The 22,464-nt window shown below is 40.7% G+C and carries 21 protein-coding genes and 1 tRNA gene; 20 read left to right on the top strand and 2 right to left on the bottom strand.

Features of this window, described 5'->3' with window-relative positions; all coding sequences use genetic code 11:
- Window positions 1–23 precede the first annotated feature (23 nt).
- The 6 genes from BUB05_RS14195 to glmM all read left to right on the top strand — a co-directional run bounded on the left by BUB05_RS14195 (window position 24) and on the right by glmM (window position 7,152).
- Complete coding sequence (locus tag BUB05_RS14195; RefSeq protein ID WP_073050281.1) at window positions 24–1,643, top strand: efflux RND transporter periplasmic adaptor subunit; 1,620 nt, start codon at window positions 24–26, stop codon at window positions 1,641–1,643.
- Window positions 1,643–2,317: an ABC transporter ATP-binding protein gene (locus BUB05_RS14190; RefSeq protein WP_073050280.1), complete on the top strand. Its 675-nt coding sequence runs from the start codon at window positions 1,643–1,645 to the stop codon at window positions 2,315–2,317. Before BUB05_RS14195 ends, BUB05_RS14190 begins: the two co-directional genes overlap by 1 nt.
- Before the next feature lie 12 nt (window positions 2,318–2,329).
- Complete coding sequence (locus BUB05_RS14185; RefSeq protein ID WP_073050311.1) at window positions 2,330–3,496, top strand: ABC transporter permease; 1,167 nt, start codon at window positions 2,330–2,332, stop codon at window positions 3,494–3,496.
- A gap of 211 nt (window positions 3,497–3,707) precedes the next feature.
- The gene (locus BUB05_RS14180; RefSeq protein ID WP_073050279.1) at window positions 3,708–4,376 is read left to right on the top strand and encodes a response regulator transcription factor; all 669 of its coding nucleotides are present in this window, start codon (window positions 3,708–3,710) and stop codon (window positions 4,374–4,376) included.
- Between the two features lies 1 nt (window position 4,377).
- Window positions 4,378–5,685: a sensor histidine kinase gene (locus BUB05_RS14175; RefSeq protein ID WP_073050278.1), complete on the top strand. Its 1,308-nt coding sequence runs from the start codon at window positions 4,378–4,380 to the stop codon at window positions 5,683–5,685.
- Between the two features lie 120 nt (window positions 5,686–5,805).
- Window positions 5,806–7,152: a phosphoglucosamine mutase gene (gene glmM, locus BUB05_RS14170; protein ID WP_073050277.1), complete on the top strand. Its 1,347-nt coding sequence runs from the start codon at window positions 5,806–5,808 to the stop codon at window positions 7,150–7,152.
- On the opposite strand, the gene BUB05_RS14165 is transcribed toward glmM, so the two are convergent.
- The gene (locus BUB05_RS14165; protein WP_073050276.1) at window positions 7,149–7,373 is read right to left on the bottom strand and encodes a hypothetical protein; all 225 of its coding nucleotides are present in this window, start codon (window positions 7,371–7,373) and stop codon (window positions 7,149–7,151) included. The genes glmM and BUB05_RS14165 overlap by 4 nt on opposite strands.
- A 188-nt stretch (window positions 7,374–7,561) precedes the next feature.
- Here BUB05_RS14165 and BUB05_RS14160 point away from each other — a divergent pair, with 188 nt between their 5' ends.
- From BUB05_RS14160 to BUB05_RS14150, 3 genes are read left to right on the top strand one after another with little or no spacing between them, the layout of a single operon-like run.
- Window positions 7,562–8,563, top strand: a complete 1,002-nt coding sequence (locus tag BUB05_RS14160; protein WP_073050275.1) for a LacI family DNA-binding transcriptional regulator — start codon at window positions 7,562–7,564, stop codon at window positions 8,561–8,563.
- Window positions 8,563–9,117, top strand: coding sequence for an RNA 2',3'-cyclic phosphodiesterase (gene thpR, locus BUB05_RS14155; protein ID WP_073050274.1), 555 nt, complete (start codon window positions 8,563–8,565; stop codon window positions 9,115–9,117). The genes BUB05_RS14160 and thpR overlap by 1 nt, the downstream gene beginning before the upstream one ends.
- Window positions 9,118–9,120: 3 nt before the next feature.
- Entirely contained in the window at window positions 9,121–9,291 is a 171-nt protein-coding gene (locus tag BUB05_RS14150; RefSeq protein WP_073050273.1) for a DUF896 domain-containing protein, read from the top strand.
- A gap of 188 nt (window positions 9,292–9,479) precedes the next feature.
- On the opposite strand, the gene BUB05_RS14145 is transcribed toward BUB05_RS14150, so the two are convergent.
- Window positions 9,480–10,685: an FprA family A-type flavoprotein gene (locus BUB05_RS14145; RefSeq protein WP_073050272.1), complete on the bottom strand. Its 1,206-nt coding sequence runs from the start codon at window positions 10,683–10,685 to the stop codon at window positions 9,480–9,482.
- A gap of 241 nt (window positions 10,686–10,926) precedes the next feature.
- Here BUB05_RS14145 and gltX point away from each other — a divergent pair, with 241 nt between their 5' ends.
- The 11 genes from gltX to BUB05_RS14090 form a co-directional block, all read left to right on the top strand.
- Window positions 10,927–12,405 (top strand): glutamate--tRNA ligase, encoded by a 1,479-nt coding sequence (gene gltX, locus BUB05_RS14140; protein WP_073050271.1) that lies wholly within the window; start codon window positions 10,927–10,929, stop codon window positions 12,403–12,405.
- Window positions 12,406–12,420: 15 nt separating this feature from the next.
- On the top strand, window positions 12,421–13,812 hold the full coding sequence (gene cysS / locus BUB05_RS14135; protein ID WP_073050270.1) for a cysteine--tRNA ligase: 1,392 nt from the start codon (window positions 12,421–12,423) through the stop codon (window positions 13,810–13,812).
- A complete protein-coding gene (locus BUB05_RS14130; protein ID WP_073050269.1) occupies window positions 13,797–14,195 on the top strand; it encodes a Mini-ribonuclease 3 in 399 nt (132 codons plus the stop codon). The genes cysS and BUB05_RS14130 overlap by 16 nt, the downstream gene beginning before the upstream one ends.
- Before the next feature lie 2 nt (window positions 14,196–14,197).
- A complete protein-coding gene (gene rlmB, locus BUB05_RS14125; protein WP_073050268.1) occupies window positions 14,198–14,929 on the top strand; it encodes a 23S rRNA (guanosine(2251)-2'-O)-methyltransferase RlmB in 732 nt (243 codons plus the stop codon).
- On the top strand, window positions 14,930–15,451 hold the full coding sequence (locus BUB05_RS14120) for an NYN domain-containing protein (RefSeq protein ID WP_073050267.1): 522 nt from the start codon (window positions 14,930–14,932) through the stop codon (window positions 15,449–15,451).
- Between the two features lie 88 nt (window positions 15,452–15,539).
- Window positions 15,540–15,615, top strand: a tRNA-Thr gene (locus tag BUB05_RS14115).
- Window positions 15,616–15,646: 31 nt separating this feature from the next.
- Window positions 15,647–16,840, top strand: coding sequence for an elongation factor Tu (gene tuf / locus BUB05_RS14110; RefSeq protein ID WP_073050266.1), 1,194 nt, complete (start codon window positions 15,647–15,649; stop codon window positions 16,838–16,840).
- A 251-nt stretch (window positions 16,841–17,091) separates the two neighbouring features.
- Entirely contained in the window at window positions 17,092–18,621 is a 1,530-nt protein-coding gene (locus BUB05_RS14105; protein ID WP_073050265.1) for a sodium-dependent transporter, read from the top strand.
- Window positions 18,622–18,822: 201 nt separating this feature from the next.
- Window positions 18,823–19,734 (top strand): glycyl-radical enzyme activating protein, encoded by a 912-nt coding sequence (locus BUB05_RS14100; RefSeq protein WP_094762965.1) that lies wholly within the window; start codon window positions 18,823–18,825, stop codon window positions 19,732–19,734.
- 2 nt (window positions 19,735–19,736) lie between these two features.
- The gene (gene hypD / locus BUB05_RS14095) at window positions 19,737–22,127 is read left to right on the top strand and encodes a trans-4-hydroxy-L-proline dehydratase (RefSeq protein WP_245819903.1); all 2,391 of its coding nucleotides are present in this window, start codon (window positions 19,737–19,739) and stop codon (window positions 22,125–22,127) included.
- A gap of 111 nt (window positions 22,128–22,238) precedes the next feature.
- Window positions 22,239–22,464 (top strand): 4Fe-4S binding protein (locus BUB05_RS14090; RefSeq protein ID WP_139258027.1); only part of this gene is annotated, 226 nt, incomplete at its 3' end.

Genomic DNA, 22,464 nt, shown 5'->3' with positions numbered 1-22,464 from the left:
TATCTAAATAAGTGGAGGTAATCGTGAAAAAGAAAAGTAGGGAAAGGACAATTGCAATCATAGTCATACTTGCAATTGCAGTTGCAGGATTTGTGGGATACGGAAAGTATACGGAATCCAAGGAGGCTGCTGATGCAGTCAGCAATATAAGAGAAGTGGCGTATACCGTTGTAAAGGACGACATCAAGAAGTCAATAACGGGAAGCGGAAGCCTGGAGCCTTCCGATGTCAGAACTGTATCGTCAGAGGTTGAAGGAACCATAGCTACTATCTTCGTGGAGGAAGGGCAGATGGTTAGTGAGGACGAGATACTGGCAATATATGATATTGACAGTGATGATGAAGATCAGCAATATGATATAGACATGGCTGAATACAATTTGACTGTCGCAAAAAACGACTTGAGTGATCTTTATGATACCTATGGAGAAATGCAGATATATGCAGACAGGGAAGGTACTATAAGCTATCTGGTAGAAACAGGGGACAGCGTGTCAAGAAACGGAACACTGGCCAGACTAAATGAAGTGAATGTCATAAAAGCTCAGTCGTATTTTACAGCTGCTCAGATAGAGAATATACATGTAGGTGACAAGGCGTCCGTGTTTTTGTCTGATTATCTCATAACCCTTGAGGGAAAAGTCACTTCTACAGACAGCACGCCAGTAGCAACAGGTAGCGGAGCCGTAGGATATGAGGTGGAAGTCGAGATTGAATACAGTGGAGTGCTTTCTGAAGGTTCACCTGTCAGGATTACGGTCGAGAATTATTCGGGTACATATGTTTCGCCTTATGAAGGAGCTTCAATTGAGAATGATGTTGATGAAATAACATCTCCATATGACGGAGAAGTGGATAAGATATATTTTGAAAGCGGAGACTATGTCGAGAAAGGAGATCTATTGGCTGTAATATCAAGCGACGACATTCTTGAGGAGATAGCAAAGCAGGAACTCACTGTTGAGGCTAAGAGGCTTGCCTTGGAAGAACTCAACGAAGACGATACAACAGCGGAGTCGCCCATTACGGGAACTGTGCTGACAGTATATGTGAACGAAGACGGATATGTTGAAAAAGGCGACAGTCTGTTTATGGTTGCCGATCTGGATGTAATGGAGATAATCATAGATGTTGACGAGCTTGACATACTAAGTATTGAAAAAGGACAGAATGTAACCATAGAGTGCGATGTATTTGAGGATGAAACCTTCAGCGGCACTGTGGACAGCATCTCCTTGAGCGGCTCAAGTTCTGGTGGAGTTACTACATATGAGGTTACCATACTCGTTGACGACAGGAAGGACATGATGGCTGGAATGAATGTCGATGCGGAAATTATTATCAAAGAAAATACCGATACTCTCATCGTGCCTGTAGAAGCAATTGAGAAGGCAGGCAACAAGTATGTGGTTCAAATGAAGGATGAGGAAGGAAACCTCACTCCACAGGTGGTTGAAGTGGGCATAGCTAACGAGAGTTATGTAGAAATAGTGTCGGGACTGTCTGAAGGAGACCTTGTATACTATTATGAAATATCATCTTCTGATTCTGAATCTACTAATATCATGATGCCTGGAATGGGGCAGATGATGGATGGAGGAGAGAGACCTGAAAGACCTGGCAATGGAGGAGGGGAAAGATAATGATAGATATCAGGGATGTCAGAAAAACATACTATATGGGAGATATTGAGCTTGAAGTGCTGAAAGGTGTTTCCATTAAGGTGGAGAAAGGAGAGTTTGTGTCTATAATAGGCCCTTCAGGCTCGGGAAAGTCCACTCTCATGAATATTCTTGGATGTCTGGACCTTCCTACAAAGGGGGAGTATTATCTGGATGGCAAGGAAATATCAACCTATGACGAGAATGCACTTGCCAACATAAGGAACGAGAAAATAGGTTTCATATTCCAGAAGTTCAACCTTCTTCCAAAGCTGAATGCCTTTGAAAATGTGGAACTGCCGTTGATATACAGAGGCGTGAAGCTTAAGGAAAGGAAATCCAGGGTTGAAGAAGCTCTAAACAGTGTCGGTCTTTTTGACAGGATGCATCACAGACCAATGGAACTTTCGGGGGGACAGCAGCAGAGGGTTGCAATAGCAAGAGCTCTCGTGGGAGATCCTTCAGTCCTTTTGGCAGACGAACCTACGGGGAATCTGGACACAAAGTCTGGAAGCGAAGTATTGAAGATAATCGACAATCTTCATAATCAGGAGAAGACAATACTTGTCATAACTCACGACATTGAAGTGGCTGAGAGGGCGTGGATGCAGATAACAATCCGTGACGGTCTCATCCAGGACAGGAAGGTGAATTAGATGAGCATGCATATGAGTATCAAAAATACCTTGAAGATGGCGATGAAATCCATCTTTGCCAACAAGATGAGAACCTTTCTCACCATGCTGGGAATTATAATAGGTGTTTTTTCAGTAATCGTGATGGTTTCAGTTGGACAGGGAGCAACCTCGGATGTAACGGAGCGAATCGAAGAAATGGGATCCAATCTTTTGAATGTAAATATAATGGACAATACGGTTGAACTTGAAAGGGAAAACTTGGACGAGCTGAGTTTCATAGAAGGAGTTGAGAAGCTTACGCCCACTCTCAGCAGCAGTGCTACGGTTAAATACGGCACGGAATCTGACAGTGGCGTATCTATCAGTGGAGTGAATGAAAACTACACTGAAATACAGAATTTTGAGCTTGCCCATGGGAGGTTTATAAGCCCCATAGACGTTGATTTCAGGAATAAGGTTGCTGTTCTGGGTTCTGAAACCGTTGAGAATATTTTCGGAACTGACAATCCTTTGGGAAGCGAGATATCCCTTGATGGTGACAAGTATTTAGTTGTGGGAGTACTTGAAGAAAAGGAAAGTACATCAATGGGAAGCGGCAATGATGTAGTGATAATTCCCTATACCACAGCCATGAGGGAATTCAGGATAAGTAGCATACGCAGCATTGCAATTCAGGGGTCCGATGATGTTGAATCTGATGTAATAGTTGAAAACATTGAAGAGTATCTTCTTGGAATGTATGATGACGAGGATTCCTATAGGGTATTCAACCAGGAGGAGCTGCTTTCAACCCTCAGTGAGATTACGGGAACGCTGACACTGATGCTTGGAGGCATTGCGGGAATATCCCTTGTGGTGGGGGGGATAGGCATAATGAATATAATGCTGGTTACAGTTTCTGAAAGGACAAGGGAGATAGGTATCAGGAAAGCAATAGGAGCCAAGAGAAGCAACATACTCACTCAGTTTCTCATAGAATCATCGGTCATAAGCTGTATGGGCGGATTGGTTGGTATATTGCTGGGTGCGGTGGTAAACAACATCATAAGCGATCTGATGGGCATAAACGCCGTAATGAATCTGACCGTTGTTTCCGTTGCATTCGGATTTTCCCTCTTTGTAGGAATATTCTTCGGAATGTATCCGGCAAACAAGGCTTCCAAGCTTAAGCCTGTAGATGCACTGAGATATGAATAAAAAACAAAAATAATTGGATTTTCGGTACAGTAACCGGAAATCCTTTTTTTCTTTACGGATTAGTTAAGTTTTCATTAAGGATGGTGTAGTATCTTATATATAGAGTTATTATCGCTTTATTCACGATGGAAAATGTTATATACTTTAGTAATAGAATTCAGGGTTGTATACTGCATTATAACGGATGTACTAAATTAATCGGAGTTTAATTATGAAAATATTAATTGTAGAAGATGAAGTCAAGCTTACACAGGCCCTTCAGTTTCTTTTGAAAAAACAGAAAATAGATGCTGAAATTGCAAATGATGGCGAAGAAGGCCTTATGCTTTCCGAGAAGGAAATATATGATGTTGTGGTTCTGGACATAATGCTTCCAAATGTAACGGGCCTTGAGATACTTGAAAACATGAGAAAGAAGGGAATAAGCACTCCTGTTCTCATGCTTACGGCAAAGGATACCATAGACGACAGGGTCAAGGGTCTTGACCTGGGAGCTGACGACTATCTTATAAAGCCATTTGCAACCAAGGAGCTTATTGCAAGGATACATGCCCTTGGAAGAAGAAAAAATACGGAATACAAGGGGGAAACATTCAAGTTTGGCGATTTGGAATACGACCCCAAGAACCTTACACTTGGTGTAGGAGACTCATCTGAAAAGATACCAAAGAAGGAAGGGGACCTCATTGAAATGCTTATAAACAGGCCCAATCAGGTATTCACAAGGGATCAGATAATCGATAGGCTCTGGGGTCTTGAAACGGATGTCCTTGAGAACAATATAGAAATATATGTGCATCATCTCAGGAAAAGGCTTGAAAAATCCCGGTGCAGGATAGAAACAGTGAGAGGAATAGGATATATTCTCAAGGAGAAATGATATGTTTAGAAAATTAAGAATCAGGTTTACATTATCGACACTTCTCATATTGGTTGTATTCCTGTCCATCCTTTCCACAGCGGTTTATCTTGGAACAAAGAAGCTGATAACCTCTTCTTCGGAAGGTATGCTTGCAGGAACAGCAGACAGAATAATAAGAACTGAAGACGACCGGAACAACAATGGGAATGACCTGATAATACCCGACCTTTTTGAGAACAAAAAGGTCATGGACAAATTCGAGAATCTCTTTGCAGTCAACGATCCCAAATTGAAGGTTGGATATGTCATGTACGACAACATGCTGGATGTCGTCTATATCAGAAACAGTGCGGACATACCATACGATGAATTCGAAAAATATGTACTTGACTCCTTTCAGGACAGGAACAGCCTTTTTTCACTGGAAATCATAGATGATGTGGAATACAGGATATATACTAAATTCTTCAACACAGGAACCAAGGCTGGAGTTGTTCAGCTGTATCAGGATGTGTCAATGGAGACTTTCATACTTGAACATCTGAAGCATTCACTTCTGTTTCTCATCATTGTAAGCTCGTTCATTTTGGCTGTCATATCATGGCATCTGGCAGGGAAAAGCATAAGGCCCGTCATGGAATCATGGAAAAGACAGAAGGAATTCATAGCAGATGCATCACATGAGCTCAGAACGCCATTGACTGTAATACAGACGAATCTCGATGCCGCGATGTGCGATAATAGCGGTACCATAGCTGAAAACAGGGTTTGGCTGGATAATGCATATTCGGAGACGGAGGTAATGTCAAAACTTGTGGGCGAGCTCCTGATGCTTGCAAAAATTGATTCTAACCAGGTGACAATTGGAAATGGAAATGTGGACCTTACGGACCTTTGCAGGAGAACAGTGGACAAGTTTGCTGAAAATTTCAAGATGAAGGACATTTCTGTTGAAATGAATCTGGAAGAAGGAATAATGATTTCCGGTGACGAGCTGAAGCTTACACAGATGCTTTCCATACTGACGGACAATGCAATAAAATATTCGGAAAGCCCTGGGAAGTATTCAATAAGATTGAATTCGGAAAAGAACAAGGCAATCCTGAAAATCTCCGACGAGGGTGTAGGCATATCTGATGAGGACCTTCATAGAATCTTTGACAGGTTTTACAGAGCCGACAAGGCAAGACACAGGGAAGAAGGCGGCACGGGACTTGGATTGAGCATTGCAAAATGGATAGTTGAAAACCATGGAGGAAAAATCAAGGTTGACAGTACAGTTGACATAGGTACCACTTTTACAGTGGAACTTCCAATAAATGATTAATATAAATATCCCTGCAATCAACAGTTGAATTGAATTTTAGCAAATATTAACTTTTTTAAAGGGATGTTTTATGATATCATATAAGACAAATTGTTAACAGAAACATTAAAGGAGAACAGATTGGGAAAACTATTTGGAACAGACGGAGTTAGAGGAATAGCAAATACGGAGCTTTCATGCGAGCTTGCCTATAAGATAGGCAGAACAGGCGGATATATACTTACAAAGGGTAAAGATAGACCTAAAATAGTCATTGGAATGGATACAAGGATTTCCGGCAGCATGCTGGAAGGCGCTGTTTCGGCAGGACTCAATTCAGCGGGAATAGATGTGCTTTATGCAGGATTGCTTCCAACGCCAGCTGTTGCCTGTCTGATAAGGGAACTGGATGCAGATGGTGGAATTATGATTTCAGCATCTCACAACCCTGTTGAATACAATGGAATCAAATTTTTTGATTCCAAAGGCTTCAAACTTCCGGACGAGATGGAAGAAGAAATTGAGAATATAATACTTGAAGGATCTGACATAGGATACTATCCAGTAGACTTTCATGTAGGCAGGAAAATTGAGCTTGATGATCCAGGAAAGATATACATGGATTTTCTTGAAAAGACTGTTAAAGCTGATTTTTCCGGACTTAAGATAGCAATGGACTGTGGAAACGGAGCGGCATACAGGGTTGCACCTGAGCTTATTTTCAAGCTCGGAGCAGAGGTTTATGTTATCAACAAACAGCCCAACGGTATAAATATCAATGTGAACAGCGGATCTACCCATCCAGAGGTTATACAGCAGCTGGTAAGGGATACAGGTGCTGACATTGGCCTTTCATTCGACGGTGATGCAGACAGACTTATTGCAGTTGATGAAAAGGGAAATATAATAGATGGAGACCATATCATGGCTGTTTGCGGAACCTACCTTAAGGACAGGAACAAACTGCAGAACAATACGATAGTAGGTACTGTAATGAGCAATATGGGTCTTGACCTGTGTCTGGACAAGAAAGACATATCAGTTGTAAAGACACAGGTTGGAGATAGATATGTAATAGAGGAAATGAAAAAGTCGGGACATGTTCTCGGTGGGGAACAGTCGGGACATATAATTTTTCTTGAACACAACACAACTGGAGACGGCCTTCTTACAGCTCTTCAACTTATAGAAGCTGTAAGGGAACAAAAAAAGCCTTTGTCGGAGCTTTCGTCAATAATGACAACAATGCCTCAGGTACTAATAAATGCCAAGGTTGAAAATTCCAACAAGCATTCCTATATGGAAGATTCTGTAATAGAAGATTCCATCAAGAAACTTGAAGAGGAGTTTCACGGTGCTGGTAGGGTTCTCATAAGACCTTCTGGAACTGAGCCCCTGGTAAGGGTTATGATTGAAGGGGAAAACGAGGAAGACATAAGGAAAAAGGCTTCGGAGCTTGCCTTGCTCATAGAAAACAGACTTGGCTAAAGCAGGTTGTTCACTTTCTTAACCCAGTAGTCTTTTACTGTTATACCGCAGATCGGGCACTTTTTTACACCCAGTTTTTTATCTCTTTTGAATATTACTTTATTTGAACAATATGGACACCACAATTGATTGCCTGACAGATGGATTCCTTTTGGGATTTTGCTGTCAGGTTGTTTATTGAAATCTATAAGTTTGAATAAAGACATTTGTTCATCTTTCATTATAATCACCAGAAATATTTTATTATATATGTGGTTTTTTAACAAGAAATATTGAAAAAAACTTGAAAAAAGATAGCAAAGGTATATAATAAAGGAAAACGGGAAAACAATCAGAGAGGCATGAGGGAAAACAGGAAAACGGATTAACGCTTTAAAAGTACAAAAAATAAATGGAAAGAGAGGATGATATGGTAACTATTAAAGATGTAGCGAGACTGTCGGGCGTTTCAATATCCACAGTTTCAAGAGTAATAAATGATTCAAAGCCGGTAAGCCCGGAAATAAGAAAAAAAGTTCTTGAAGTAATAGACGAAACCGGATATAGACCAAATGACGTTGCCAGAAGCCTGGTAACTAGAAGGTCGTATTTGATAGGTGTAATAGTAAATGACTTGTCCAACACTTATGTTGCAGAAATGGTAAAGGGTGTGGAAGAAGTTGGGAAGATGTACAACTATGATATCCTGCTTTGCAGTTCATACTATGACAAGGAAGCGCAGATGAATCACTTGTCCCTGCTAAACAGAAAGCAAGCCGAAGGAATAATTCTCATAGGTTATAGATTTGATGAAGAAATAGTTGAAAAGGTAAATGAATATAACAAGAATTCAATCTACTTCACTAGAGATATAAAAAACGACAAAATAGATCATGTGAAGATAGACAGTCATGCTGCTTCATATGAAATGACCAAGTATCTTATAAATGAAGGACATAAAAAAATAGCCTTCATTTCAGACTTTGAAGACAGGGGCAGCTACGAGCAGGACAAGATTGACGGATACAAGGAAGCCCTTAAGGAAAATGAACTTGACTATTCGAGGGTGTTTGTAGCCGGGGGAAGAAGATATAATTTCGGCTACGATATTGCCCATGAGGTAGTGGCTGAAATAGAAAATATTACTGCAGTATTCTGTACAAATGACGAGCTGGCCATAGGCCTCATCAATTATCTTTTCGACAACGGGTACAAGGTTCCTGATGATGTTTCTGTTGTCGGTTACGGAAACTACAAGGAAAGCCAATATGTAAGACCTACTCTTACTACTATTTCCGAGCCGTATTATGATATTGGAGCAGTAAGCATTAGGACCCTTATCAAGAAGATTGAAGGGGACAAGGACCAGCCTTCTGTAGTAGAGCTTCCTTTCAGCTTTATCAAGAGGGACAGTGTGAAAAAAAGAGACTGATGAGACTGTTTCTTGCGTTGGATTTCGACGGGAAGACACAGAAGAATCTTTTTGAAATCCAAAAAATACTAAAGAAAAATGCAGACAAGGGTAGATGGCCTTATTACAAGAATATTCATCTTACTGTAAAATTCATAGGCGATGTGGATATGGGCAAGATTCCTGAAATTTCAGATAATATTGAAGTTGCCCTGTCCGGGAAAGGGCCAATGAAATTCTCAATGGACAAACTTGGGTTCTTTAGAGGAAAGAATATAATAAGGGTGGCCTGGATTGGGCTTGAAGGTGATGTGGATACTCTTGTTGATATTAATCACAAAGTCGAAAATCGACTGGCCAGAGTTGGAATAACAAAGGAAAAAAGGAAATTCCTGCCCCATATCACTTTGGGAAGGGAGATTGAATTCAACAATTCTCTCTTCAATATTGAATCCTCTATAAAGGATTATCTGCATGATGAGTTTGTCGTGACTTCGGCAACGCTTTACAGTAGTCGGCAGGAAGGCAATAAAAGGCTGTATGAGCCTGTAAAAAGATTTAAATTCAAGAGGTAAAACATGCTATCAAAAGAAAAAATTGACAGAATAAATGAACTCGCAAGAAAATCAAAAGGCGAGGGACTGACAGAAAATGAAAAAAAGGAACAAAAGAAACTCAGGGAAGAATATATAAAGAACCTGAGAAAATCAGTGAAGAATCAGCTTGACAATATTGAGATAGTAGACTGATACAGTAAATTAAAGGCCGGAAATATCCGGTCTTTTTTGCAGATGTTTATTGTACATGCAGCTGGTAAAAGATAAGTAACAGATTAGAAGGAAAAAGTTGGACAACTAAAAATAAAAGAAGATATCAGCGAGGTCTCGACTTCGCTGATATCTTCTTTTATTTGTATGCATTGTTTATTGATTTGTTTCTATTTGATTGTCTTTGCAATTTTTTCTGCAAATGATTTTCCGAATTCAAAAGATCCTTTGATTTCATCGTTGCTTGGTTTGAACCTGATTTGATATCCCTCGTCGGTTACTCTCATTCTAAGCTGTTTCAATCTTGTCAAAAGGTTCGGAACTGCTTCGCCGCTCCATCCGTATGAACCGAAAGCCGAAGCGAATTTTCCACCGTGCGTTTCAGGGAACATTGTAGTTGTTAGATCCCATACAGGCTTAAGTGCATCGCAGAGTATTGTAGGAGAGCCAAGAAGTATTCCGTCAGCCCAGTAAAGGTCTGCAGCAAGAGTTTCGCTGTCTGCATCGGTCAGGTCATAAAGAATCGCATCAATATTTTCAGACCTTATGCCTTCTGCAATATGCTGGGCCATTTCCTCGGTATATCCGTAGGCTGAAACATATGCTATGACAACTGTCTTGTTTTTATTTGGATTTATCTCAGTTGACCATTCCTTGCTTTGTTCTATTATTTTCCATGGATCGCTGTCAAGTACCGGACCGTGACCGGTGCAGACCATGTCTATTTCAAGATCCTTTATCTTGTCTATGGCCCTTAAAAAGCTTGCCTTGAATGGTCCAAGAATCATGTCGTAGTAGTATTTCAATGCTTCCGTATAGTCTTCCTGGTTTTTGATTGTACTTTGCAGTACCGTATCCAGGCAGTAGTGTGAACCGAAGGAATCACAGGTGAAAAGAACCTTGTCTTCAGGAATATATGTGTATATCGAGTCCGGCCAGTGAAGCTTTGGTGCGCTTATGAATTCCAAAGTCTTGTTTCCAAGGTCAAGACTGTCTCCGGTTTTCACTATCATTGATTTGAAGCTTCTGTTTATGATGTGTTCAATGAACTGTATCGCTCCCTTTGAACCTACTATGGTGATGTTCGGATTCATGTCCAGTATTTTTTCAACTGATCCTGTATGGTCCGGCTCAGTATGGTCTAAAACTATGTAGTCTATGTCGCTTATGCTTGTGTATTCTTCTATGTTGTCCAGGTACTCATCAAAGAATTTTGCCTTTGCAGTTTCTACTAGGGCTATCTTTTCACTTCCCTTTACCAGGTATGAATTATAGGTTGTACCGAATTTTGTTTCCATTATTATGTCGAAAACCCTAAGTTTTTCATCAAGGATTCCAACCCAGTAAATATCGTCTTTTAGTTTTAATGTGCTCATTTTGCACCTCCATTAACTGTTACTTTATTTATAACACAAAACTGTTAATTATAAAAGGGGAAATTGAAAATGTTATCAATTATAATTTATTATCAGTTTGTAATCGTTACATAGTAAATAAACGTTCTTGATACTGGGGGCAGGCTGTTATATAATAAGAAGACGATTTTATGTTGATATAATGCAGAATGATGATATAATATCAGCTGTGTTCAATAAATAGATATTGATGGAGGAAGAAATGAGTATAAGAGTTAGGTTTGCACCAAGTCCAACAGGATATGTTCATATCGGCAGCTTGAGAACTGCCTTATATAATTATTTGTTTGCCAAGGGTCAGAATGGAAAATATATTTTGAGAATAGAAGACACGGACAGGACAAGGTTTGTAGAGGGAGCCCTTGAGAATCTCATAGACTCACTGACATGGGCAGGAATAACCCACGATGAAGGTGTCTTCATAGAAGATGGAAATATAGTGCAAAAAGGAGATTTCGGTCCGTATATCCAGTCAGAGAGGCTTGACATATACAAGAAATATATCGACGAGCTTGTGGAGAAAGGACACGCATACTACTGCTTCTGTTCAAAAGAAAGGCTGGACGAGGTCAGGGAGAAGCAGAAGGAAGAAGGAAAGACTCCCATGTATGACAGATACTGTCTTGGACTTTCCAAGGAAGGCGTTCAGAAGAGAATTGATGCAGGAGAGAGCTATGTCATAAGGCTCAAGGTTCCTGAAGACACTGACATTACTTTCATGGATGCAGTGAGAGGGGAGATATCCATTAATTCATCGGAAATCGACGATCAGGTTCTGATAAAGTCTGATGGATTCCCTACTTATCATTTTGCAGTTGTAATAGATGACCATCTTATGGGCATTACACATGTAGTGAGAGGTGAGGAGTGGCTCACTTCAACTCCAAAGCAGGCAGTCCTATACAAATTTTTCGGATGGGATATACCGGAGTTTGTACATCTTCCTACAGTTTTGAACAAGGACAAGAAAAAGTTGAGCAAGAGACAGGGCGATGTAGCTGTATCGGACTTCAGGAAGAAGGGATACCTTCCTGAAGGTCTTGTGAATTATCTTGCCCTTGTAGGATGGAGCCCCAAGGACAACAAGGAGATTTTCACAATGGACGAGCTTATAGAGGCGTTCTCCTTTGACAGGGTTTCGAATACAGGTGGAGTATTCGATGTTGATAAACTCAACTGGGTGAATGCGCATTATATAAAGGAAGCTGACAACAAGGTGCTTTTGGAACTGGCACTTCCATATATGATTGAAAAAGGTTATGTAACTGCAGATGAAGCTGAAAAAAAGGCGGATATGCTGGAACTTATAGTGGATACACTGAAGGAGAAGGTGCACCATGCCTCCGAGATAGCTGACCATATGGGTATTTTCTTTGGACACGAAGTTGTTTTTGAAAATGAGGAAGTAATAGAAACACTGCAGCAAGAGCATGTGGAAAGACTTCTCAATGCATTCAAGGCCAAGATAGAGGAAGCTAAAACAATAGATGAAGAATTTGCATCATCAATATTCAAGGTTCTCAAAAATGAAACCGGAGCCAAGGGGAAAGGATTGTTTATGCCTATCAGAGCTGCGGTTACAGGTCAGATGCATGGACCTGATCTTGGAAAAACATTTGTTATTCTTGGAAAGATACTGCTTCTTGAACGAATAGATTATGTCATGGATGCTCTAAAATAGAAAGGTTGTGATCAGGTGAGACTGTATAATACGCTTACAAGAAAAAAGGAAGAATTCATACCAATTGAAGAAGACAAGGTGAAGATGTACGCATGCGGTCCAACTGTCTATAATTTTATACATGTTGGAAATGCAAGACCGGCTGTAATCTTCGACACCCTCAGAAGATATTTCAAGTACAAGGGATATGAAGTCAAATATGTTGTTAATTTTACAGATATCGACGACAAGCTCATAAACAGGGCAATTGAAGAGGATACCACAGTAAAGGAACTGGCAGAGAGATATATCAAGGAATATCTGATAGATACAACCGGACTTAATATACTTGAAGAGGAAACACTTCACCCGAAAGCCACTGAATATATAGGTGGAATAATAAAGTTCATCAAGGGCCTGGAAGAAAAGGACTATGCCTATAATATTGACGGCAATGTATATTTTGACACTACAAAACTCAAAGATTATGGAAAGCTTTCAAAGAAAAATCTAGAAGATCTTATTTCGGGAGCAAGAGTTCAAGTGAACGACGAGAAGAGAACCACATCCGACTTTGCACTCTGGAAAAAGGAAAAGCCGGGAGAACCTTCTTGGGGCAGCCCCTGGGGAAAGGGAAGACCTGGATGGCATATAGAGTGTTCGGTGATGGCAAAGGAGCTTCTAGGTGACACCATAGACATACATGCCGGTGGAGAGGACCTTCAGTTCCCTCACCATGAAAACGAAATTGCACAGAGTGAATCTCTGACGGGGAAGCCTTTTGCAAGATACTGGCTTCACAATGGAATGATCAATATAGACAACCAGAAAATGAGCAAATCCCTGAACAATTTCTTTACTGTAAGGGATGTCAGCAAGGAATATGATCTTGAAATATTGAGATTCTTCATAGTTTCGGGACATTACAGAAAGCCTATAAACTACAGCAGAGAAACCATACATCAAGCAGATGCATCTCTTCAAAGATTGTACAACTGCAAGAGAAATCTGAAGTTCTATATGGAAAACAATCCTCCTGGAGAAGTTGACGAAGCAGTGAAGCTTAAGATGATTGAGTTCAGGAATCAGTTTGAAAATGCCATGGATGACGATATAAACACAGCTGATGCAGTAACTGCTCTTTTTGAAATAGCCAAATTTGTGAATTCAACATTCGATGAATTCACATCCAGGGAATCGGCTGGATTTGTCAATGAAGAATACCTTGAACTGGCGGAAGTTCTTGGAATTCTCTACAAGGAAGTTCAGGATGAAATATCTGAAGAAGCCATGGCGCTTATCAACAAGAGGATAGAGGCCAGGAAGAACAAGGACTTCAAGCTGGCAGACGAACTTAGGGATGCATTACTTGAGATAGGTGTTGAAGTTGAAGATACAAGAGACGGAGTCAAATGGAAGAAAATATAATCAAGAGGGACCCGAAGCTCATGTCCCCTCTGCAGCTTGCCTATATTGGAGATGTTGTTTACGAGCTTTATGTAAGGTCCTTTCTTGTTGAGACTACGGATTTGAATGTAAACCAGCTTCACAAGAATGCTGTAAAATTTGTGAAGGCCGAAGCACAGGCTGAAGTAGCGAAGGAAATAATGGATATCCTTTCGGACGAGGAAGTCAGAATATTCAAAAGGGGAAGAAATGCCAAAAGCGGTTCCATACCCAAGAATGCAAAGCTTATAGATTACAAGCATGCAACGGGATTTGAGTCTCTTCTGGGATATCTATACATATTAAACAGAAAAGAAAGAATAGATGAACTGTTTGAAATTGCAAAGAAGTTCATTAAGAGGTAGCCATGAGGTTGATAATAGGAAAAAATCCTGTACTTGAAGCGCTTAACAGCGATAAGAAGATTGAAAGAATATATGTCCTCAAAAAGGACGGAAAGAACAACAACGGCAGCATAATAGCAATGGCAAAAAAAAGAAGAATTACCATAAAGGAAGTGGACAAGTCAAAGCTTGATGCCATGTCCTCTGGAGGCAGTCACCAGGGAGTGGCTGCTGAACTTGAAGATTTCAAATACAGTACAATGGACGACGTCATTGCTGCTGCGGAGGAAAGGGAGCAAAAGCCTTTTGTTGTAATCCTTGATGGAATAACCGATGTGCACAACCTTGGAGCAATAATAAGGAGTGCCGAATGTGCAGGTGTACACGGGGTTGTAATCCCTGAAAGAAGGGCTGCGCAGATTACCGACACAACAGCCAAAACGTCGGCAGGTGCTCTTGAGTATATGAATATAGTTAAGGTGAAAAATATAAATACAGCCATTCAGGAGCTTAAGGACAAGGGCTTCTGGATTTATGGAGCCGACATGAATGGCGACAAGCATTATTATGAAGAAAAATATGATTCTGCCACAGCTCTTGTCATTGGAAGCGAAGGAAAGGGAATAAGCAGGCTTGTGAGAGACAACTGCGATGTAATTGTAGATATTCCCATGGGAGGAAGGGTGAATTCCCTCAATGCATCATGCGCCGCATCCATCATAATATTCGAAGTATTGAAACAGAGAGGTATATAAATGTATCAAGGCAAGGAATATCTCTTCGTAGACGGTTACAATATAATAAATGCCTGGGATGATCTCAGAGAACTAATGGACATAAACATAGAAGCGGCAAGACAGGGTCTTGTCGATATTCTAGTGGAATACCAGTCTTACAAGGATATCAAGATTATACTTGTTTTTGATGCCTACAAGGTGAAGGGAACGAGTCAAAAGACAGAAAAACAGGGTGGATTGGAGATAATCTACACTAAGGAAAATGAAACTGCAGATACGTATATTGAAAGAATACTGGATGAGATCGGAAGGTACAGAAAGGTCACTGTAGCCACTTCCGATGGTCTTTTGCAGCAGCTCATAATGTCAAGAGGCGGACTGAGGATGTCGGCAAGGGAATTTTGTCATGCTGTTCTTGATACAAAAAGAGAAATTGACAGAAAAAGGGATAAAATATCCCAGCAGGATGTTAAATACAGGGGAACGTTGGATTCAGAGACTTTGAGGAAACTTAGCGATCTGAGAAACGGCAAAAGTTGAAAAATAATTTGTTAAATGAAATTCATATTGTATATTTATTATTGACAGGTAAAAGCTAAGATAGTAAAATGAAATCGTTATGAAAAATGCCCATGTGGCTCAGTAGGTAGAGCACTTCCATGGTAAGGAAGGGGTCATCGGTTCGAATCCGGTCATGGGCTCCATGAAATTAAGATATTCCAAGGAGGAACTTAAATGGCAAAATCAAAATACGAAAGAAATAAACCCCACGTAAACATAGGAACTATAGGTCACGTTGACCACGGTAAGACAACACTTACAGCAGCGATCACAATGGTACTTCACAAGAAATACGGATTCGGTGAGTCAGTAGCATTCGAGAACATCGACAAGGCTCCTGAAGAGAGAGAAAGAGGAATCACGATCTCAACAGCACACGTTGAGTACGAGACTCCAAACAGACACTACGCACACGTTGACTGTCCAGGTCACGCCGACTACGTTAAGAACATGATCACTGGTGCGGCTCAGATGGACGGAGCAATCCTGGTTGTATCTGCAGCAGACGGTCCAATGCCACAAACAAGAGAGCACATCCTTCTTTCAAGACAGGTTGGTGTACCTAAGATAGTAGTATTCCTTAACAAGGCAGACATGGTTGATGACGAAGAGCTTATCGAGCTTGTAGACATGGAAATCAGAGAGCTTCTAACAGAGTACGAATTCGACGGAGACAACACTCAAATCGTAGTAGGATCAGCACTTAAGGCTCTTGAAGATCCAGACGGAGAATGGGCTGACAAGATAGTTGAGCTTATGGAAGTTGTTGACGCAGAGATCCCAACTCCAGAGAGAGACACTGACAAGCCATTCCTTATGCCTGTAGAGGACGTATTCTCAATCACAGGTAGAGGAACAGTTGCAACAGGAAGAGTTGAAAGAGGAATCCTCAAGGTACAGGACAAGATCCAGATCGTTGGATTGTCAACAGAGTCAAGGGAAGTAGTTTGTACAGGAGTAGAGATGTTCAGAAAGCTTCTTGATCAGGCACAGGCTGGAGACAACATCGGAGCGCTTCTAAGAGGAGTACAAAGAGACGAGATTGAAAGAGGACAAGTACTTGCAGCTCCTGGATCAATCACACCTCACACAAACTTCAAAGGAGAGGTTTACGTACTTACTAAGGAAGAGGGTGGAAGACATACACCATTCTTCAAAGGATACAGACCACAGTTCTACTTCAGAACAACTGATGTAACTGGTTCAATCGAGCTTGAAGAAGGAGTAGAAATGGTAATGCCAGGAGACAACGCAACATTCACAGTTGAGTTGATCACTCCAATCGCAATGGAAGAAGGACTAAGATTTGCGATCAGAGAAGGTGGAAGAACAGTTGGAGCAGGAGTTGTTGCTCAAATAATCAAGTAATTCCATTAAATGCAAACATTCAAGGCAGGTCGTATGACCTGCCTTTTCTATAGTTTGGGAAAGTTAAATGAATAACCGCTTTTAAATAAAAAACCTACCAATGTAAAAAAATCCGTCAAGGAATGACGGATTTTTTTACATTTTTGAGGATAAGCACCTGAAAGCCTTGAAAAAATAATCTGTAAAACTGGCATGGTAATTGCATTAATATATGGTATCAGCTGATACAATATATTATTTTGGAGGGAATCATGAGTTTAAATGAACACAATAATGTAAAGCATGAAGAGACAGGCGGATTTAATTCCAGATGGGGATTACTGTTGACACTGATAGGATTGTCTGTGGGAACGGGAAATATATGGCGTTTCCCAAGAATGGCTGCACTTAATGGTGGTGGAGCATTTATATTGGCGTGGACAATAATGCTTGTAATGGTTGCAATACCGGTGATTATAGGGGAAGTAGTTATTGGAAGGGCAACAAGACATGGAGTTCCTGGAGCATTCAAGGACTTTATAGGAAAGAAATATACATGGATGGGAACTTTCATGACTATAGTAGTTACAGCAATTGCCGCTTATTACACGGTAGTTATGGCCTGGGTACTTCGATATATCATTATGTCCATTACACAATCATACTTTGGACAGGATACTCTGGCAATATTCAATGATGTTGCAAACGGTAGTGCAGGTACAGTGATATGTTTCATAATAAGTTTGGCTTTGACAGGACTTGTATGTATAGGAGGAGTAGGGAAAAGTATTGAAAAGGTTCAGAAGCTTATTGTTCCGGTATTATTCGTATTATTAATAATTGTAGCCATAAGAGCCCTTACATTGCCAGGGGCAGAGAAGGGACTGAATTTTATGTTTACAATCAAGAAGGAATATCTTTTCAGTTCAAAGACATGGCTCAATGCATTGACTCAGATATTGTGGTCAGTAGGAGCTGGTTGGGGTCTGGTAATGACCTATGCAGTCTATACAAAGGCAAAATCAGACATAGCACTCAATGAATTTGTGCAGGGATTTGGCAACAATGTTGCAGCACTACTGGGTGGAGTAGTTGTACTTCCTACGCTGTTTGCAATGTCGGCATCGCCTGAAATTGCTCAGAATATTGCAGCTTCCGGTAACAACGGTCTAACGTTTATATCACTTGCAGGCATATTTGCAGACATGCCTGGTGGCGGGATAATAAGTATTATGTTCTTTGTGGCTCTTTATCTGGCAGCTCTATCATCGAATATTGGACACTTCCTTTTAAGTGCAACACCGTTCATAGATGCAGGATACTCGAGAAAAAAGGCTACAATAATCATATTTGCTATCTGCCTTGTGTGGGGACTTCCTTCAGCATGGAGCGAGACTTTCTTCAGCAATCAGGACTGGGTAGCAGGTATGTCTCTTGTAATAGGAACGCTGTTTACATGCTTCGCGCTTTCAAAATACGGAACTGAAAAAATAAGGAAAAATCTGATTAATATTCCGGAAAATGATCTTTATGTAGGAAAATGGTGGAGTTATTGCATCAAGTACATAACGCCTGCAATTTGCATAATTATGATTGCATGGTGGGTGATTCAGTCATTTACGTGGTATGAGGGAGTAGATATTTTGAATCCTCTTGAATCTGCAAGTCTTGGAACATGGTTGGTACAGGCTGCATTATATATTGTGGTTGCAATGTTTATAAGCAAAACAATAAACAAGGAAACTGAAAACGTTTATTTTGATGGAGAAACATACCCGCCAATCCCTGAAGAGCATAAATAATAATTTAAGGAGATGAATATTATGACTACTACTGCAACTGTAACAATGATTACTACTATTATTATATATGGAACAATAACTGCATTTTTAATAAGGAAAATAATGCAGTCCGGGAATTGATAATCAAATAATTGATTGATTTGAATGATTTATTTTGTAGAGACCGGCAGGGTCCGGTCTCTATGAAAAACGAGGTGGATTATGAAAGGCAGAATACTGAACATACAGAAATTTTCAATACATGATGGGCCCGGCATAAGGACCACCCTGTTCATGAAGGGATGTCCCCTTGAGTGCAGGTGGTGCCATAATCCTGAAAGCATAGGTTATGAGAGGGACATAATGATTGACATTGAGAAGTGCTCATCTTGCGGAAGCTGCGCCAGATTATGTGCTTATGATGCCCTTAAGATGGTTGAAGTTCCGGAAGGAAAGGTTCTGGTTAAAGACAAAAATCTTTGTATCGGATGCGGGAAATGTGAAGTCTACTGTATCAACGAAGCCATAAGCATAGTGGGAAGGGATATGGAAGTTGAAGATGTAATCGGGGAGCTTCTGAAGGACAGACTTTTCTACGAGGAATCAGGAGGAGGAGTAACAATATCAGGAGGAGAACCTCTTGTTCAGGCTGATTTTACAGCAAAGATCCTGAAAAAGCTTAAGGAGGAAGGAATACACACAGCAGTTGACACTTGCGGACAAGTGCCCTTTGAGAACTTTGAGAAGGTAATGGAGTACACAGACTTGTTCCTATACGACCTTAAGATTGGAGATGAAAGAAAGCACCTGGAATATACCGGTGCATCAAATAAAAGGATAATTGGAAATCTTAAAAGGCTCTCGGAAGCGGGAGCAGAAATAACAGCAAGGATGATAATGGTTGATGGCGTGAACACTGAAGATGAGGATATCGAAAAAGCCATCGGCATACTTGTAGAGACAGACATAAGCAAGATAAATATACTTCCATACCACAACATATCAAATCACAAGTACAGAAAGCTTGGGAAAAGTTACAATGAAGAAGGTATGACTGTGCCTTCAGGGAAAAGGATGGAAGAGATAAAAGAAATGCTTGAAGAAAAAGGCTATGAAGTGGCAATAGGAGGTTGACCATGATAGAGGAGATTATTAAAAGAGGAACAACAAAAAGAACAAAAGCACTGAGGGAAAAGAGCACAACTACACAGCCAAGGCTAAGCACTGAAAGAGCTGTATACCTGACTGAAACATATAAGAAACATTACGGTGAAGAACCGACACCTGTACTTAGGGCAATGGCGTTCAAAAACTATATGTCTAATAGAAATCTTTACATAGGGGACGGAGAGCTTATAGTTGGTGAGAAGGGATTGTCGCCCCAGACAGCACCAACATTTCCGGACTTGTGCTGTCACGAAATGGAAGACCTTGATATAATGGACAAGAGGAAATATATATCTTTCAAGGTAAGTGACGAGGATAAAAAGATTCACGAAGAAGAAATAATACCATACTGGCAAAACAAGTCAATGAGGTATAAGATATTGAAGAATATGACACAGGAATGGAAGGATTGCTATGAAGCCGGTATATTCACTGAATTCATGGAACAGAGGGCACCGGGACACACTGTGGCAGACGCTAAGATATACAGAAAGGGATTCCTGGACTTCAAGAAGGAGATAAATGAGTCCATGGAAAATATAGACTGGCTCAATGATCCTGAAGCTTTGGACAAAAAGAATCAGCTTGAAGGAATGTCCATATCCTGTGACGCTATAATTGAATACGGAAGAAGATATGCAGAATATGCCAGAAAACTTGCCGAGAATGAGATGGATGAAACAAGAAGGGAAGAGCTTCTCTGGATAGCAAAGAATTGCGATACGGTACCTTCACACAGACCCGAGACATTCGCACAGGCAGTGCAAATGTACTGGTTCGTACACCTGGGAGTGACCACGGAACTAAACACCTGGGATGCATTCTCTCCTGGAAGGCTTGACCAGTATCTCTATCCTTTCTACAAGAAGGAGGTAGAGGAAGGTACCCTTACAAGGGAAAAGGCACAGGAAATACTTGAGTGCATGTGGATAAAATTCAATAACCAGCCTGCGCCTCCAAAGGTGGGGATAACCCTAAAGGAAAGCGCCACATATACTGACTTTGCAAACATAAACACTGGAGGAATAAATCCCTATACGGGAGAAGACGGAGTAAATGACATTTCCTATATTATTCTTGATGTTATGGACGAGATGAAGCTTCTCCAACCAAGCTCGAACGTGCAGATAAGCGAGAAGACGCCAGAAGAATTCCTCAGAAGAGCCTGTGAAGTTTCAAGGGAAGGATGGGGACAGCCTGCATTTTACAACACTGAGGAGATAATAAAAGAACTTGTTGATGCAGGTAAAACAAAAGAAGATGCACTCTTCGGAGGAGCAAGCGGATGCGTGGAGACAGGAGCACATGGAAGAGAAGCATACATATTGACAGGATATTTCAACATGCCTAAGGTGTTTGAACTGACACTGAGCGACGGATACGACAAGGAAACAGACAAGCAGCTTGGTCTGAAACTGATGAACGGCAAGGAATTTGAAAGCTATGAAGAAGTGTTCGAAGCCTTTAGGAAGCAGATGGAACACTTCATCGATATAAAGATAAGAGGAAACAACATCATAGAGAAGCTTTTTGGGGAAGAGATGCCTGCAACATTCCTGTCAATAGTCACTGATGACTGCATAAGCAATGGCAGGGACTACAACCAGGGTGGTGCAAGATACAACACAAGATATATTCAGGGAGTTGGAATAGGAACTGTGGCAGACTGTCTGGCAGCGATAAAATACAATGTCTTCGATGAGAAGAGGATGACCATGAAAGAGCTTCTTGAGGCTGCAGACAACAACTTCGAAGGATATGAGCTTGTAAGGAAGCTTGTGCTCAAGAATACTCCAAAGTACGGAAATGATGATGACTATGCTGATGCTCTTATGGTTGATGCATTCAACATATTCAAGGATATTGTAAACGGAAGGCCTGCAGTGTATGGAGGAAAACACAGGATAAACATGCTGCCTACTACATGCCATGTGTATTTCGGTTCCGTGACAAGAGCCTCCGTAAATGGAAGACTTGCATATAAGCCTCTGCCTGACGGAGTATCTCCTGAAAAGGGAGCAGATACAAATGGACCTACTGCCGTAATAAAGTCGGTATCCAAAATGAACCAGATAGAGACGGGAGGAACACTTCTTAATCAAAGATTCGCACCGTCGGCACTTGCCGACAACAAGGGACTTGAAAACCTTGGAGCGGTTATAAGATCTTATTTCAGGATGGACGGACACCATATACAGTTCAATGTATTCGACAAAAAGATATTGCTGGAGGCACAGAAGAAGCCTGAAGAATACACAAACCTCATAGTAAGGGTTGCCGGATACAGCGACCATTTCAACAATCTTGAAAAGGCATTGCAAGATGAGATAATCAACAGAACAGAACAGACTTTTTCTTAAAGATAAAGAAAGTTAACCTCGAATGAAATAATTTACAGAGTATTCATGACTCATGGATGCTCTGTATTTATGAAATAGAATTAGACAATAATAAAATTTAAGGAAGGAAAAATGAGAAGACTCATAAAAGACGAATCAAAATGCATAGGATGCGGAGCATGCGTAGAAAAATGCTCGTCGGCATACTTCAAGGAAAACAACGAAAATAAATCTAGAATAAGAGTGGAAAAATTTGAAGACAGAAACTGGAACCGACTAACAATATGCACCCAGTGCGGAGTGTGTACTGAGATATGCCCTACAATGGCCCTTGTGAAGGACATCAAGGGAGTGGTGA

Origin of the sequence: Dethiosulfatibacter aminovorans DSM 17477, assembly GCF_900142005.1 — a bacterium.
Lineage (GTDB): Bacteria > Bacillota > Clostridia > Tissierellales > Dethiosulfatibacteraceae > Dethiosulfatibacter > Dethiosulfatibacter aminovorans.
The sequence above is the reverse complement of the archived record's forward strand: the minus strand, read 5'-3'. Positions and strand labels throughout refer to the sequence as shown.